Raw genomic sequence first — 14,847 nt, forward strand, 5'->3', positions numbered from 1 at the left:
GTCTGCCTATTTCAGGTTTTTCAGGAAACCATATCTCGAGCGAGTTATTTTGGTTATTCTCACTTCCACGTTCCAGAATCAAACCCCTGCCCTGCATGTGAAGCGCTCGCTTTCTCTGGACTCTCCGCGACCTCTCTTGAAACGAATCCGTCTGGAGTGCCCTAAAGTCGAGAGATTCGTCGTGCCCGGTAGGTTCAGCGGGCGGTAAGCCCTCGCCAAAGTGATCCACGCGAGGAGTTCCCGCATGCTTTAAGAGTCGGCGCGGCAGTAGGTTGGCCGGCCCGGCCGACACTTCGAAGCGATCAAGGCTTCGAAAAATCGACTCGTAAAAGAGCGAAGCAGATAAGTCGGGCCTTCGATCTCTCGATGGCGCAAAATATTTCTGCCAAGCCGCTTCGATTGGTTGAGCAAGCTGAGGCTGTGTGAAAACTCATAACATGTATATTTATCAGTATTTTACGTTTATTTTTGCGCAATTTTGTGCTATAAGTCTTTTAAAACAAGTGAGGTATCCGTGTTTTATGAGATACATTTCAGGCACTCCTCGTGATCAAACCCAGATGTTTCCTCCCCTCATGGACGACTTTGTTGCTGAGGAGAATCCGGTTCGGTTTATTGATGCTTTTGTCGACTCGCTCGACATGGAAGAACTTAAATTCGTACGTTCCGAACCTAAAAAAACCGGGCGCCCTGGCTACGATCCCAAGGACCTGATCAAGCTCTATATCTACGGATATCTCAACAAGATACGTTCCAGTCGAGGCCTCGAAAAGGAAACCCATCGGAACGTAGAGCTGATGTGGCTGATGCGTGGTCTGAAACCCGACTTCAAAACGATTGCCGATTTTCGCAAGAACAACAAAAAGGGGATCGCTGGGGTATTTCGCCAGTTCACCCTACTCTGCAAAAAGAACCAATTGTTCGGCTGTGAATTGCTCGGTATTGACGGCAGCAAGTTCAAAGCAGTCAACAGCCAGGCACGGAACTTCAATGCCTCGCGTTTGGCGAAGGTGATAAGCCAGATCGAAGAACGCATCGAAGACTACCTGGAAAAGCTGACCAAGCAGGACGAGAAAGAGGCAAAGGTTCAAAAGGCGACCAAGAAAGAGCTGAGAGAAAAAATCCGCAAGTTGACGGAGCAAAAGGAGGAATTGAAGGAGGCCGAAACTCGGTTGAAGGAGAGCCAAGATAGTCAGGTATCTCTTACAGATGAGGACGCCCGTGCAATGAGGGGAAGGCATGGGAAGACAGTGGGTTACAACGTGCAAATCGGAGTGGATCACAAGCACAAGCTGGTGGCGGCGGTGGATGTCAACCAAGCGCGAAACGATAAAGACCAGTTGAGTGGGATCAGCCTAAAATCAAAGGAAAATCTGGGGATCGAAAAGTGCGAGGTTGTAGCGGACAAAGGATATTACAGCCATCAGGAAATGGCGAAGTGTTTGGATGAAGGGATTACACCGAGGGTGCCTCCCTGTAGAACCCGGCAGCAGACATCGGGTCGATTCACGAAAGAGGCATTCGTTTACGACAGGGACGCGAACACCTACACGTGCCCGAACGGAGAGGTGTTGGAGCCCTTGAAAAAGAAGAGCTCAGAACAAGCGAAAACCATCTATAAAACGAAGGCTTGCAAAGGATGCCCGCTCAGAGATCAATGCACCACCGCAAAAAGCGGTCGACAGATCGAGAGAAGCGCATATGAAGATCAAATCGAGGAGTTAGAGCGGGAGAGCAAGAAAAAGGGCTTCCTGCAAAAGGCCCGAAAAGGGCTGGTGGAACATCCGTTTGGGGTGCTAAAGGCGAGCTTCCAGTATGGGAGTTTCTTAACGAAAGGAATGGAGAACGTGAGGACAGAAATGAACTTGGCGGCCCTGGCCTACAACATGAAGAGGTTCTTCAACATCATGGGACAAGAAAGACTGATGGAAGCTCTGTAAGAATAATACCGCGACTGAGTTGTAAGTTGTTTTAACCAAGCTAATTAAAAGATCAGGTGCTACCTCACCAGAAAAAGGAGACAGAAACCATCACCCCAAAGCCAACAAGATAAGGATTAAGTTGCGGAACGGCCGGAACGGCCGGTGAAGAAAAAGAACCGGTGCAGGCCGAAACGAGGGAATTCAGGGTTTTCACACAGCCTCAAGCTGCTCAACCTACAGATTTTGCGTCACTTACGAGCATGTGAGCTCCTCGGATCGGCTCGCTTCGCGTTATTTCTTTCTCGAAATCAAGCTGGGCGTCCGCCCCATTTGTTCGTGGCTCTTATGTAACAAACTCTGTAAAGCTCGAAGGTAAAGCTAAAAACCTAAAATGGCCACTGCTCGATGATTTCGTCAAAAAATGTCGGCCCAGCGGGCATACCGCCCGTGACCAACTTACAGCGACGACGCCCCTTATCGACATGCGGGCACTGCTTGGGCGGATCGCTTCGAAGACGACGCCCCTCATTAAATTGCGGGAACCGCGAGCGTAGGTGGCTTCGAATGGTACATCCGGCGGATGTACCTACCTGGCACGACGCCCCTTATCGACATGCGGGCACTCCTCGAGCGAGTCACTTCGAAATGTCGGCCCAGCGGGCATACCGCCCGTGACCAACCTACCGCGTCGACACCTTTCTCGTGAGTGCGGGAACTCCCGAGTGATTGGTTTCTGGTCTGAAACCCAGGCCCCCGGCCTGAACAACGACTCGGAGGTTAGAAAAACGGTGAGCAAGATTCCGCTCGGAATGCTCCTGCGCAGCTCACACGCCGGCCCATATTAAATAGAACCAGTTCAGGAGGATGAGCGTCAGGACAGCGACCAGCAACACCCTGCGCCCGGGCTCGTCCCACGTCAACACCACCAGGCGCTTATGGTGATAGGCGACGATATCGGTCGCGCTCCAGACACCGGCCAGGACCACACCGAGAAAGGCCAACGGGTTGAGCGCCAAGGCATCCCCCATGCGGGCGTCCCGCAGGGCGTGAAACAACCGCGTCGTGCCGCAGGACGGGCAAGGCAGGTCCGTGATCGTTCGAAACGGGCAGCCGAGGGGGTACCCCGCCAACATCAACGGCACGGCCCACCAGGCGAGCAAGACCAGAAAGACGGCCAGGTATCCGTAGGGCCAATCGAAACGCCCACGGGGTTGCACGCGCAAGCGCAACACGAAGCACCTCGGATCGAATCAACCCGCGCCGAGGGCGCCGATGCTCGCGACCATCATGATCGTAAACGCCATCACACACAGGCAAATGAGTACCCACGGCAGGAGAACGGCCAGCGCGGCCCGAAGCGGACTGGATTCCGCTTCGTTGGTGTAGTAGATCCCCATGGCCAAGAGCACGAAACTGTAGAGGCCCAACGGAAGGTAATAGAGGATGACCAGAAAGGAAAACAGCGGATTCAGGATCATCAGGGCCTGTACCGGAATCAACATGAACAGGTACGGGGTATAGGAGTAGAACAACACCCGCGCAAACACGCCGAACGATCTCGAAAAGGCCCCCGTCAACTTGGCGAACACGAAGTACAGGAGCAGGTTGAAGGCGATACCGAGCACGGTTTGAATCGGAATCATCAATATCATCACGATCGTCATGATCGGGCCCAGGTCGTCCTGGGTGCTCATTATTTCACTGAAGGGGTTGTCGGAGCCCATCTGCTCGAAAATCTGGCCCCACTGCTCCCACACGGTATTGCCGGTCAGGGTATTCACGATATGGCCGATCAACCCCACACCGACCAGCACCACGAACGCGAAGATGAAAGACGGCGCGAAGGAACGATCGTCGCGCAGGCCCCGGAAAAAATCGGCGGGCGAGAACAAGACCGATTTGATGGTCACCATCAACCCGGAAACCACGTTCCCCGAATAGAAGGGATCCTCGATTGGCGGTTCCGGATAGCCCGACTGCTGACGTCGGTTGGGTGGCGGCTCGTACATCTGCGATTCAGGCGGCTGATAGGGTTCCATGTGTACACCTCACGTGGAAGAATGAGCGCGATCGAGGGCGAAGGGAACGGGGACGCAAGGTTCACGAAAAACTCGTGAATCGGCCCAGGGCTCGAGGGACTTCATAGGGAATGGCGGAAAACGCACTCGAACGAGGCCCGGTTCGGCGAGGGCCCGCAAAGGCCCGAAACAGGGACCAGCCCCCATGCCCCGCCCGATCATATCAAGTAATGACCGCAGTCACCTAGCGCTTAAAAAACAGGTTTTTCGTCTTAACTTTTTCTTCTCAAGGGAGTTTCATTTTTTTATTTGCACCCCCCAGGACCTTGTGCTATCTTTGCCGGGTTTGACACGGAGAGGTGTCCGAGTGGTTGAAGGAGCACGCCTGGAAAGCGTGTGTGGCGGTAACGTCACCGAGGGTTCGAATCCCTCCCTCTCCGCCAGCATCCAACACGGCTGGCGACAATTTAGGGACCTTTGATAAGGTTGAAGAATCAGGCATCGGTGGCGGAAGCTTGTGAACCGTGTCAGGCCTTGACGGGAGCAGCACTAAGCGAGTCCTTTCGGGCACCGGTGTCTGACTGTTCAACCTTATTTTTATTTCGGGATTTCTTTCATGGCGTCACAAGTCACAGCTTTAGCCTGGCGTCCTCAAACTTTTGATGACTTGGTTGGGCAGGAAGTTGTCGCTCAAACGCTCAAGAATGCGATCACTTCCGACCGGCTTCACCACGCCTACCTTTTTGCCGGTCTTCGCGGTTCCGGAAAGACTTCCACCGCCCGTATTTTCGCCAAAGCACTGAACTGCGCCGAAGGCCCGACCGTCACCCCTTGCCTCAAGTGCGCTTCGTGCAACGAGATCAAAGAGGGTAACTCGCTCGATGTGGTGGAGATCGACGCCGCCTCCAACAACAGCGTCGACAACATTCGCGAGCTACGCGAATTGGTTCGCTACAACGCCGCCCGCGATCGCTACAAGATCTACATCATCGACGAAGTCCACATGCTCTCCACCAGCGCCTTCAACGCGCTCCTGAAAACGTTGGAAGAGCCGCCGCCCAACGTGGTCTTCATCATGGCCACCACCGAGCTCCACAAGATCCCGGCCACCATTCTCTCCCGGTGCCAACAGTTCGATTTTCGCCAGATCCCCCTGTTCAAGATCGAAAAGCGCCTGCGTCTGATCGCGGACAAACAAGAACTGGATATCGACGATGAATCGCTGACCCTGGTCGCCCAAGCGTCCGGCGGCTCGATGCGCGACTCGCTCTCGATCTTCGACCAGGTCATCGCGGCCTCCGGCGAGAAGATCACGGGCCTCGACGTGCGCTCGATTCTCGGCGTCGTCGAAGATACCATCCTGATCGATCTGCTGTCCGGCGTGGTCAAGGAATCGGCCGAGCAAGTGTTCGGGCGAATCAACGAACTGGTGCACTACGGTCACGACCTGAAACAGGTCTACGACACCTTCACCGGGTTCATCCGCGATTCGATCGTCTTGAAGAGTGTGAACGACACCAGCGAAATCCTGGAGCGCCGCTACGGTCACGGCGAAGCCCACAATCAGGTCTTGGAAGACCTGACCGTTCCCGACCTGGTCCGCATGCTGGACATCATGCTCCAGCACGAACCGGTGTTCCGCCAGGCGGCCACACCGCGCTACGCCTTCGAGCTGGTGTTTTTGAAGCTTTTGGAACAACGCCGCCTGGTTCCCCTGGAGAAGCTGCTCGCGAATCTCAAAGAATTCGCCGGCGCCGAAAAAAAAAACTGAGTGAACCGGCCCCCGCCAAAGGCAGACCTCGCGAATCCACGACGAAAACGGCCGCCAAGCCATCCGTGGTCAAGCCCCCTCCCACGCCGGCACCGCCTCCCAAGGAAGTCAAGCCGACCGCCGTCGGGCCGATCGACGATACCGCGCTCAAGGGTTTCCTGGACTTCATCCGGCGCGAAAACCACATCGCCCTGGCCGCGCTGCTGGGCAACGCCTTTTTCCTCAAGCAGGACGGCCAGAGCCTGACCTTCTTCTTCGATGCCTCCCGGGCCAACCTCATCCCCATGGTGCGCAGCGGCCAAAACGGCAAGGTCATCGAAGACGCCGCCAAAAAGTTCTTTCGCGGCAACGTGGACCTAAACTTCAGCATCGGTCGCGATCCCAACATTCGCGCCGCCAAGGACCGCGAGAAAAGAGCCCTCGAAGACGTTCAGGCCAATCCCATCGTCAAGTACCTCATGGAGCAATTCAACGGAACCATCATCAACTGCAAGATCCTCGAAGACGGGGACTGATTCGCGGCAGGCCGCCCCCGAGTGCAGGCGGCACCCGATATAATCAAGGTACCGGTATGGACCCGGTATGGACCCGGTAAGGTTCAGGCGAAATCGGACGATGTCGGATCGATCCGATCGCCATGGCCATCGCGAGAAATCACCAAGGAGACACCACCATGTTCGATATGAATCAAATCCAGCAACTCATGGGTCAGGCCCAACAAGCCCAACAACAGATGAAAGAACGCCTCGCCAAGATGGCGATTCAGGGTTCGGCCGGCGGAAGCGCGGTCCAGGTCGTGGTCAACGGCAACAAGGAAGTCACCAAGATCACCATCAACCCGACCGCCATGGAAGACCCCGAATACCTGGCCGACATGATCCTGGCCGCGCTGAACAGCGCCTACGCCGAAGTCGACAACCAGGTCAAGGACTCGCTTTCGGGCATGCTCGGCGGTATCGACATGAGTCAAATCGCCAACCTGTTCCGTCAGTGAACGCCGGCGAAAGGTCCAAAGACAAAGGAGCGCCCGCACCTCTATGATCAAAGCAACCGCACTCGAGCAGGTGGTTCGCCTGCTCGGCGAAATGCCGGGAATCGGAAGCAAGACCGCGCAGCGTCTGGCCTACTACGTCCTTTCCCGCGAAACGGCCTATGCCCACCAACTGGGAGACGCGCTGCGCGAATTGAAAGACAGCCTCCAATGGTGCCGCACCTGTTACAACATCAGCGCCGCGGAGATGTGCGAGATCTGTCGCCAAGACGAGCGCGATCACCGGCTGATCTGTGTCGTGGAAGATGCCGCCAACCTTGCCAACATCGAGCGTTCGGGCGGCTTCAAGGGTTACTACCACGTACTCCAGGGCGTGTTGTCTCCGGTGAACGGCATCGGCCCGGACGACCTGCGCATCCAGGAATTGCTGGCCCGGCTGGAAGACGACCAGGTGACCGAAATCATCTTGGCGACCAACCCCACGGTGGAAGGCGAGGCGACCGCCATGTACCTCTCGGACATTCTGGCCGATCGCGAGGTATCGGTATCGCGCATCGGGGTCGGTGTGCCCATCGGCGGCAGCCTGGATTACTGCGACGAGATCACCATGGCCAAGGCGTTCGAGAATCGCCGGCGGCTCCATTGATGCGATCGGCATGGTTCGCGGGCCGCATTCCGGCGTGCCCCAAACCACAACTGCCCAAAAAGCGTGCTGGTGGTTGGCGCGACAGCGGGTTTTCTTGGTATGCTTGCACTTTCGAGCTCGGAGAACGCAACCCAGCAGATCTCGACATCCTCGGCCTTGGTCATCCCAATGGCGCCCGAGCTCGGGGGCCGTGGTCCCCAACGGGTCCCGCCAGTCCCCTTTTTCTGCAAAAGTCCCCTACTCTCAACAGAATGGAACAGGAATCACATGGCTACTGAAGCGCCCATCGACCTCGACAAACTCGTCGTTTTCGACCTAGAAACCACCGGCCTCGAAGCAGATTGCAAAATCGTACAAATCGCCATGATTCGCGGCGAGCGCATCTATCAGACCCTGGTCAATCCAGAAATGCCGATCCCGGCGGAATCCACCGAGATCCATCGCATTACCGATGCCGATGTCGTCGATGCCCCCAAATTCGCCGATATCGTCGACGATGTCCTGACGTTCATGGAGGACAGCGTTCTTTCGGGATTCAACATCCGCAAGTTCGATGTGCCGGTCCTGCGCCGCGAGATCGCGGCCACCGGGAAAAAGTTCCCGCCGTTGCCGATTCTCGACCTGTTCGAACTCAACCAGAAAATGAACCCGCGCACCCTGGCCTGGTTCTTCGAGCACTACACCGGAGAGCCCATGGACAGCGAAGAGGCACACGACGCGGTCTACGATTGTGCCTGTACCCGCAAGGGCTTGCTGGGCATGTTCAAAAAGCACGCGGACCTTCCCACGAACCTGGAAACGCTGACCATGCTGGCCGAGCCCGAACGCCTGCCGGTCGGCGCCAGCGGCTGGCTGGCCTGGACGGCCAACCAGAGCGAGCCCACCCTGACCCGCGGCAAGTATCGCGGCTGGGCACTCTCGGAAGTGTCGCGCAAGGAGCCCTCCTACCTGGAATGGTTGTGCAACATCGACGCGGATTCGGCCACGAAGAACACCGTGCATTTGTTCAAGACCAACAAGGAAGCCTACCTGGCCCTGCTCAAGGAAGAGCACCCCTTGCGGTTGGAACCCAAATACCTGGACCTGCTGCACGCCATGGAACAGAAAAGGTCGAATCGGTTCGAAGAATGTATTCAATTGGCAGAGAGTTCCAAGGATGCGTCGTTGATGTTTCTAGCCGCAGCATGGGCGGTCCAGGAGAAACGTCCGGAAGCGGAAGCCTTGGCCAAAGCCTACCTGGCGGAAAAAGATGAAAATGTCAAAGTCGACCGTCGCCACAACTTCCTGAAGAAGAGATTGGGTCTATGATCTCCGCAAGCGGCCTGTCGCCACGGGTCGCTTGCCCATGACAGGGCCGGCGGGACGACGCTGGAGAACGCCATGTTCCTCGTCATCGCAATATTGTCGCTATCGACGATCTCGGATCTTCCCCCATCGGCCCCAGGCGCATATCGCCAACACTATGAGGCAGGCATCAAGGCCTGCCGTGCAGGCCAACGCGCCGATTTCCTGAAACACACGCTCAAGGCCCATTTGCTCAACCCGAACCATTTCGGCAGTCGTTACAATCTGGCCGTGGCCTACGCCGTCAACGACCTGCCGGCCAAAGCCGTGAGCATTTTGCGCTCGATCGCGGCAACGGGGTTCCACATGGACCCGACGAAAGAGCCGAGCTTCGCATCCCTCATCGACCGCGAGGATTTCATCGCCGTTCGGGCCGCGTTCGAACGCAACGGTCACCCCATTCACCACGCCACCACGGCGATCACCCTACCGCAAAAAGACCTGTATCCGGAAGGCATCGCCTACGACGACCGCGACGGCCATTTCTACATCAGCAGCGTCTTTCACCGGAAGGTCGTCAAATGCCGACCTGACGGGTCGGCCACCGACTGGATCACGCCGGGCCGGGACGGTCTCTGGAGCGCCATGGGCTTGGCGATCGATAGATCGCGAGACCTTCTGTGGGTGGCCAGCAGCGCGGTGGATCAGACCGCCAATCTGGCCAAGCGCGACAAGGGCAAGTCCGGTTTGTTCGCCTTTTCGTTGAAGGATGCCACGTTGGAGCGCAAGGCGATCCTGTCCAGGCGCGGTAGGTCCTACAACCTTGGCGATCTGACGCTTGCCGAGGACGGCACGGTCTACTGCGGCGACGGAGCCGGCAACACCTTGTACGTCCTGAAACCCGGGGCATCCAAGCTCGAGTCATTGGTCCGTTCGGCCCATTTTCGTTCGATTCAGGGACTCGCACTCTCCGCCGACGGGACTCGATTGTACGTGGCCGACTACAGCCACGGGTTGTTCGCGGTGGATCTGGCGCGCCGAAGCGTGCAACCGCTGGCACACCCCCAATCCTACCTGTCGGTCGGATGCGATGGACTGGTGCGTCACGGCAATCGTTTGATCGGCATTCAAAACGGCATCCGGCCTCACCGAGTGGTCGCGTGGACCTTGGGTACGGACGGAACGAGCCTGGCCCGCCAAACGGTATTGGAAGCCAACAACCCCGAGTTCGACGAACCGACCCTGGGCACGATGGTCGGCACGGACTACTATTTCGTGGCGACCAGCCAATGGGGCAAGTACGGAAAAGACCACAAGCCCTTACCGCTCGAGGATCTTGCCGAAATTCAAATCATGCGGATCCCGCTGAAGGACCCTTGATCTTCAGGAAATGCCCGTAGGCCGACCGGTTCGCCTTTCGGAGGGCCTGTCCCGATAGTCCCCGACTCTCGAGGCGTACGGGAACGCCTTGCATGCCCCACCTCGACTAGTTCATCCGCCGGCGGTGCCGCGCTTGGGACGGGCCACCAACTCGCCGCTACAGTTGGGACAAACGTGGTCCATCTTTTCGGTGCAGGGCGGGCAAAACGTGCATTCGTAGCTGCAAATGAATGCGTCATCCGCTTTTCCCAAGTCCACTTTGCACTTCTCACAATGGGGTTTCATGGAGAGCATGATCGATCCTCCTCGTCTTTCAACGCGACAAACGGGTTCTCTTTCATTCCACCCGAGCATTGGCCCCAAAACAAGATCCATTTCCACATAACCGAATGGAGCCATTTGCATCACGATCCTTCCGCCGCGTCAGGGACCGGAGATCAAGGGTTCAGGGTCACCGATGCGCGCGGCATCTCCAGGATGACCGAATTGAATTTAAAAAGCACGGGTTCGCCGGGGCGCTTGCCCCAAACCCCCTCCTCCGTGGACGCCAACAAAAGGACAAACTCGGCGCCCGCCGCCCACATCGTCAGCTTGCCATCCCAATCCATGCGACGATGGTCGGGGTCGTAGATCACATCACCCGACCGGAAAAATGCGAGAGACGGCAGCACCTTTTCATAAAAGGCCTCCGATAGCGTTCCATTCTCGGGGTTCCTCAATTGCCAGGAGCCATCGGCCGACTTCTCGGCATGAAACGGTTGGCCGGTACCTTCCCAACGCAATCGGGTGATCAGTCTGGGCTTCATGCGCCACAGGGTCCGACTGGCCCAAGCCGGACGCGAGGTCAAGGGAATCCAATCCACCTCGACCCGCCAAATATCGGGACTGTCGTCCAATCGAACGAACGCCTCGCGGTAATCCTCACCCTTTCCGCCCACTTGAATCTCTGCGAGCAATTCTCCGGAAGCCTTGAAATAAGAGACCTTCGCGTTCCGGGCTCCAAACCCGAAGAAGGCCGCATCGGCGGGATAACGACCTACCGGAACGCTTCCGAAAGTTCGTCCGGGACCCTCGGCCAACGCCTTCGCAAACACCTGTTCGGCCGGGTAACCACCCCATTCCGGCAGAGTCCATTGGGTACCCACGCGCCGCAGGTCGATTCGGTCGTCTCCGGTCTCCAACGTCATGCGAACCACGTCATCGGTGGAAAACCCGGGGAACAATGGTCGGGCCGCGTCCGCAGTCGGGGAACTTGCCTCGGCCGGCTTCGGCGCGGGAGGTGCCGTTCGGTTTTCGGGGGTCGGTTCGTCGGGCCCCGCACAGCCCATGAGCATGGCGATCAGCGGACCGAACACCCACGACACCGCGCGCCAACGCCGGATCATCGCGCATCCGCCTCGTCGTTTGCGGCCCGATAGGCATCAACCGATCGGGAGCGACGCATCATCCCGCGCAAAAGCACGAAACCAAGGACGATGGCCGGCGCGTACAGCACGCTCTGCCAGCGCAGGGACGCGCGCCGATCGGCATCCATCGTGCGGATCGGACGAAACGCCTGTTCGCGCCGATCGATTCCGGCAAGCAAATGATTCTTGGTCATGTAATTGGCGGTTTGGGACAACCACACCAGGGTCGACCCCTGACGCACCTGTGTCAACATGTGCTCGCTGGACCATACCAACACGCGGTTGAAGGGGCCTTCGGAAAGGTGAGCGGTCTCGCTCGAATAGCCCTCGGGTGGGCCGGCAAAAAAGGACCGGGGCCGGCCACTGATCTCGTAACCGATCGGGAAGGTGCTGAATTCGGTGGGGCCGGGCAGGTTGGCGGGATCGAGAACGAAGGGTTCCTTTTGCAGCCAGGCCTGATCGGAGGTCTGGCCGATCACCCTGCTCGCCAGGTCCACCTCGCCGGTGAGTGTCAGGGAACAGGGCCAGGGTACGACGAGCGAAGAAAGGTCCCGATGGGCCGCGAATTCCCGGCCCAGGCCGCCCAGTTCCGCCAGAAGCTCGGGAAAGAGGTAGTAATCCTTCAGGACCGGAGGACGGGTCGCCGTGTATTTCACCTTGGTACACCGGTAATCGGAAACCAAATCGCGGCCCACGCGCAGGCCCCAATGGGCCAGGTAACGGTCGGCAAGGACCTCGCCGCGCGGACTGGCGCTGGCGAAGACCGGGTCCACATCGACACCGGAGACGAGCAGTGTCACCGGGAACCCCTGCATCATGTACTGATCGAGTTGATACAGGTGCGTCTCTTCGAAATAGTGAAGCCCCCAGGCAAATACGGCTGAGACGCCCTCCAGCTCCAGGGGTTGACCGGACACGATCGGCACGAAACGCACGTCGTACAGCATCGCCAATTCGGCGCAAGCGCGTTTCATGTTGCCCTCGGGCGTGAATAGGTGCGTGCCCTGCCCATAGGAAAACGCCGGTCCCACCAGGGCCACCGTCAGGTGCTCCGGCTGCAGTAGTCGGAGAATGGCCCCGGAAATGTCGTACTCCAGGTTCTCGATCGCACCCATACTGGGAAATTTCTCGGTGCGGCCCTCATAGGTCAGGGTCATCCCGAACCAGATCTCGCGCATCTCCACGCGATCGTTGTCGGTGAGATTCACGTTGGTCTTGGCGATTCCCTGTCGCTTCAGTTCGGCCACAAGCGCGTCGTCGCCGTCGGGATCGACTTCGATCACGCGCACCCGATCGCCGCCATGGGCCGCGTACTGGTCCACCATGGCGCGAATATGCTCGGCCACGGCGCGCAGCCTGGGCGGCAGCGACCCGCTCAACAGCAAACGGATCTCCAGGGGAGACTCGAGCTGATCGACCAGATCCAGGCTGGTTTGGTTCAGGGTATACAGGCGATCTTCCGTCAAGTCCCAGCGCCACGAGACCCGTTGCAGTCCCCAACCGACGGCGATCAGCACCGCGGCGAGCGCCAGGGCCTGGGCAAACGTGGAAATCAAAGATCGAGATGGCAACATGAACGCCTCGAATTCGGAAGAAAGGATTCGCGCATCAATGGCGCTTGTGGGCGACCACACCCTGGTTCAAAAAAAGAAAAAAGAGCATGACGGCCAGGTAGAAAAAGAGATCGCGGATATCGATCAAGCCGCGGGCGACCGATTGAAACCGGTCGTGCAGGTTCAGGGCGGGAATCCGCCACAACATGACGACGGCCAGGGCGATCACGCTGGTGATGAAGGCGGTCGGCTGACGCTTGGTGAAGGCGCCGCAGAACAAGGCGACGGCCAGGCAGCTCCCGGCCAACAACAGGGCCCCCAGGTAACCGCCGAGCACCGGTCCCCAATCCAGATCGCCCATTTGACTGACGAGAAACGGAAACGGCGCGGTCGCTGCAAGGCAGCCCACCAAAATCGCGAAACAACCGAAGAATTTACCCAACACGAGATGCCCCGCAGACAGCGGAAAACTGAGCAGGCGTTCGAGATTGCCCGAGCGATTTTCTTCGGCATAGGCCCGCATCGACAGTGCCGGAACGAAGACCATCAACAAAATCGGCAATTGTTGGAAAAAGGCCTGCAGGCTGGTGTGCCCGGAGAGGAAGAGGTTGGTAGGTCCCGGGTTCCAGAACAACAGGATGGCCGGCATCAAGACAAAAACCAGACCCAGCAGACAAAAAACCGCACTGTTGAGCAGGTGGCTCATTTCCTTTCGAGCAATCAACCAGACGAGGCGCATGCTGTTCCATCTCCCGCGGTCAAACCGGCAAAAATGCTTTCAATCGTAGGCGGCGTCAAGACACACTCCCCTACCCGCCACCCGTGCTCGCGCAAGCTCTCGGCCAGATCGGCCAAGGTCTCCTCGGTCCAGTTGCCCTCCACGGTGAACGGCACGAAGGGATTGGCGCCCGATCGTTCGGGATCTTGCGTCAGGCAGGTGGCGCGATGGCCCAGGGACTCCAGCCGGCCCAGTACCGCATCGGGCTCTTGGGCTACGCCGATTCGGGCGACGGTGCAACCTCGGGCGAGCAAGGCTTGGGGTCGATCGTCGAACACCAGGCTACCTTCACACAGGACCAGAACCCGTGAACACATGTCGGGAACCTGATGAAGAATGTGGGTGCTGAGCAAGACCGTTCGATGCCCACCCAGGTTTTTGATCACCTGCTGAATGTAGTGGATTTGATTGGGATCGAGCCCCGTCGTCGGCTCATCGAGGATCAACAGGTCGGGGTCGTGGATCATGGCCACCGCCAGGCCGACGCGCTGGCGAAACCCTTTGGAAAGCACGGCCACCGATCGCTTCAGGTGGGGTCCCAGGTCACAGAGATCGACCATCCGGCGAATGGCTGATTTCAACCCTGGGCCCGAAAGCCCCTGCACCCGCGCCGCGAAACGCAGGGTCTCGAAAACGGTCAGGTCGTCGTAAAGCGGGTTGTGTTCGGGCAGATAGCCGAGACGGCGGCGAACCGCACGGCCATCGCGCCGGGGGCACATGCCCATGACGCGAATCTCGCCTTGGTCCGGTGCCAGGTACCCGGTGATCAACCGTTTGGTGGTGGTTTTTCCGGCACCGTTGGGTCCCAAGAACGCGGCGATCTCGCCCTTTTCCAGCCGAAAGGACACATCCTTGACCGCGTAGCTCTCCCGTCCATTCTCGGTCAGGCGCGATCCATTGAGGAATCGTTTGGAAACATGGCTCAGCTCAATCATGAGGACAACGCATCCGCAACTAATGAATTCAACGGGTGGCGGTCGCGCGCAGAGGCCGCCGGCCCGACTCCGAAAAGCACTTATTGTACAGCAAAGAAGGCCCTTGGACGACCCGCCCGCGGTGCGATTCGCCACAATCGCACGAATCGCGGATCACATTTCG

14 protein-coding genes, 1 tRNA gene and 1 other RNA gene are annotated in these 14,847 nt (G+C 58.1%); 9 read left to right on the forward strand and 7 right to left on the reverse strand.

The window, feature by feature from the left end; translation table 11 throughout:
- Positions 1-521 precede the first annotated feature (521 nt).
- Entirely contained in the window at positions 522-1,940 is a 1,419-nt protein-coding gene (locus J3U87_RS10950; protein WP_237377403.1) for an IS1182 family transposase, read from the forward strand.
- 806 nt (positions 1,941-2,746) lie between these two features.
- On the opposite strand, the gene J3U87_RS10955 is transcribed toward J3U87_RS10950, so the two are convergent.
- Both J3U87_RS10955 and J3U87_RS10960 read right to left on the reverse strand, forming a co-directional pair.
- Positions 2,747-3,154, reverse strand: coding sequence for a DUF2752 domain-containing protein (locus J3U87_RS10955; RefSeq protein ID WP_237383077.1), 408 nt, complete (start codon positions 3,152-3,154; stop codon positions 2,747-2,749).
- A gap of 18 nt (positions 3,155-3,172) precedes the next feature.
- On the reverse strand, positions 3,173-3,961 hold the full coding sequence (locus J3U87_RS10960) for a YIP1 family protein (protein WP_237383078.1): 789 nt from the start codon (positions 3,959-3,961) through the stop codon (positions 3,173-3,175).
- 332 nt (positions 3,962-4,293) lie between these two features.
- Between J3U87_RS10960 and J3U87_RS10965 the strand changes: the two genes are divergently transcribed.
- From J3U87_RS10965 to J3U87_RS11000, 8 genes are all read left to right on the forward strand, one after another.
- Positions 4,294-4,383, forward strand: a tRNA-Ser gene (locus J3U87_RS10965).
- A 48-nt stretch (positions 4,384-4,431) separates the two neighbouring features.
- Positions 4,432-4,527: signal recognition particle sRNA small type (gene ffs, locus J3U87_RS10970), an RNA gene on the forward strand.
- Positions 4,528-4,556: 29 nt separating this feature from the next.
- Positions 4,557-5,711, forward strand: a complete 1,155-nt coding sequence (dnaX, locus tag J3U87_RS10975; protein WP_272932481.1) for a DNA polymerase III subunit gamma/tau — start codon at positions 4,557-4,559, stop codon at positions 5,709-5,711.
- A gap of 65 nt (positions 5,712-5,776) precedes the next feature.
- Positions 5,777-6,226: a hypothetical protein gene (locus J3U87_RS10980; RefSeq protein WP_237383080.1), complete on the forward strand. Its 450-nt coding sequence runs from the start codon at positions 5,777-5,779 to the stop codon at positions 6,224-6,226.
- A gap of 158 nt (positions 6,227-6,384) precedes the next feature.
- Complete coding sequence (locus tag J3U87_RS10985) at positions 6,385-6,705, forward strand: YbaB/EbfC family nucleoid-associated protein (RefSeq protein ID WP_237383081.1); 321 nt, start codon at positions 6,385-6,387, stop codon at positions 6,703-6,705.
- A gap of 43 nt (positions 6,706-6,748) precedes the next feature.
- Positions 6,749-7,348, forward strand: coding sequence for a recombination mediator RecR (gene recR, locus J3U87_RS10990; RefSeq protein ID WP_237383082.1), 600 nt, complete (start codon positions 6,749-6,751; stop codon positions 7,346-7,348).
- A 267-nt stretch (positions 7,349-7,615) separates the two neighbouring features.
- Positions 7,616-8,656, forward strand: coding sequence for a 3'-5' exonuclease (locus J3U87_RS10995; protein WP_237383083.1), 1,041 nt, complete (start codon positions 7,616-7,618; stop codon positions 8,654-8,656).
- A gap of 72 nt (positions 8,657-8,728) precedes the next feature.
- On the forward strand, positions 8,729-10,012 hold the full coding sequence (locus tag J3U87_RS11000; RefSeq protein WP_237383084.1) for an SMP-30/gluconolactonase/LRE family protein: 1,284 nt from the start codon (positions 8,729-8,731) through the stop codon (positions 10,010-10,012).
- 111 nt (positions 10,013-10,123) lie between these two features.
- On the opposite strand, the gene J3U87_RS11005 is transcribed toward J3U87_RS11000, so the two are convergent.
- The 5 genes from J3U87_RS11005 to J3U87_RS11025 all read right to left on the reverse strand — a co-directional run bounded on the left by J3U87_RS11005 (position 10,124) and on the right by J3U87_RS11025 (position 14,684).
- Positions 10,124-10,306: a DUF1272 domain-containing protein gene (locus J3U87_RS11005; protein WP_237383085.1), complete on the reverse strand. Its 183-nt coding sequence runs from the start codon at positions 10,304-10,306 to the stop codon at positions 10,124-10,126.
- A gap of 143 nt (positions 10,307-10,449) precedes the next feature.
- Positions 10,450-11,397, reverse strand: a complete 948-nt coding sequence (locus J3U87_RS11010) for a DUF4340 domain-containing protein (protein ID WP_237383086.1) — start codon at positions 11,395-11,397, stop codon at positions 10,450-10,452.
- A complete protein-coding gene (locus J3U87_RS11015) occupies positions 11,394-12,992 on the reverse strand; it encodes a GldG family protein (protein ID WP_237383087.1) in 1,599 nt (532 codons plus the stop codon). Before J3U87_RS11015 ends, J3U87_RS11010 begins: the two co-directional genes overlap by 4 nt.
- A 34-nt stretch (positions 12,993-13,026) precedes the next feature.
- Positions 13,027-13,710 carry an ABC transporter permease gene (locus J3U87_RS11020; RefSeq protein ID WP_237383088.1) on the reverse strand — a complete coding sequence of 228 codons (684 nt, stop codon included), beginning with the start codon at positions 13,708-13,710 and terminating at the stop codon, positions 13,027-13,029.
- Entirely contained in the window at positions 13,692-14,684 is a 993-nt protein-coding gene (locus J3U87_RS11025) for an ABC transporter ATP-binding protein (protein WP_237383089.1), read from the reverse strand. The genes J3U87_RS11020 and J3U87_RS11025 overlap by 19 nt, the downstream gene beginning before the upstream one ends.
- Positions 14,685-14,847: the final 163 nt, after the last annotated feature.

The organism is Sulfidibacter corallicola (genome assembly GCF_017498545.1).
Classification (GTDB): Bacteria; Acidobacteriota; Holophagae; order Acanthopleuribacterales; family Acanthopleuribacteraceae; genus Sulfidibacter; species Sulfidibacter corallicola.

Bases quoted from the DNA above. Each gene is read 5' to 3' on its own strand.
- J3U87_RS11025 (WP_237383089.1), bottom strand. From the start codon at position 14,684: ATGATTGAGCTGAGCCATGTTTCCAAACGATTCCTCAATGGATCGCGC.
- J3U87_RS11020 (WP_237383088.1), bottom strand. From the start codon at position 13,710: ATGCGCCTCGTCTGGTTGATTGCTCGAAAGGAAATGAGCCACCTGCTC.
- J3U87_RS11000 (WP_237383084.1), top strand. From the start codon at position 8,729: ATGTTCCTCGTCATCGCAATATTGTCGCTATCGACGATCTCGGATCTT.
- J3U87_RS10985 (WP_237383081.1), top strand. From the start codon at position 6,385: ATGTTCGATATGAATCAAATCCAGCAACTCATGGGTCAGGCCCAACAA.
- dnaX (WP_272932481.1), top strand. From the start codon at position 4,557: ATGGCGTCACAAGTCACAGCTTTAGCCTGGCGTCCTCAAACTTTTGAT.
- J3U87_RS10950 (WP_237377403.1), top strand. From the start codon at position 522: ATGAGATACATTTCAGGCACTCCTCGTGATCAAACCCAGATGTTTCCT.
- J3U87_RS11005 (WP_237383085.1), bottom strand. From the start codon at position 10,306: ATGCTCTCCATGAAACCCCATTGTGAGAAGTGCAAAGTGGACTTGGGA.
- J3U87_RS11015 (WP_237383087.1), bottom strand. From the start codon at position 12,992: ATGTTGCCATCTCGATCTTTGATTTCCACGTTTGCCCAGGCCCTGGCG.
- J3U87_RS10995 (WP_237383083.1), top strand. From the start codon at position 7,616: ATGGCTACTGAAGCGCCCATCGACCTCGACAAACTCGTCGTTTTCGAC.
- recR (WP_237383082.1), top strand. From the start codon at position 6,749: ATGATCAAAGCAACCGCACTCGAGCAGGTGGTTCGCCTGCTCGGCGAA.
- J3U87_RS11010 (WP_237383086.1), bottom strand. From the start codon at position 11,397: ATGATCCGGCGTTGGCGCGCGGTGTCGTGGGTGTTCGGTCCGCTGATC.
- J3U87_RS10960 (WP_237383078.1), bottom strand. From the start codon at position 3,961: ATGGAACCCTATCAGCCGCCTGAATCGCAGATGTACGAGCCGCCACCC.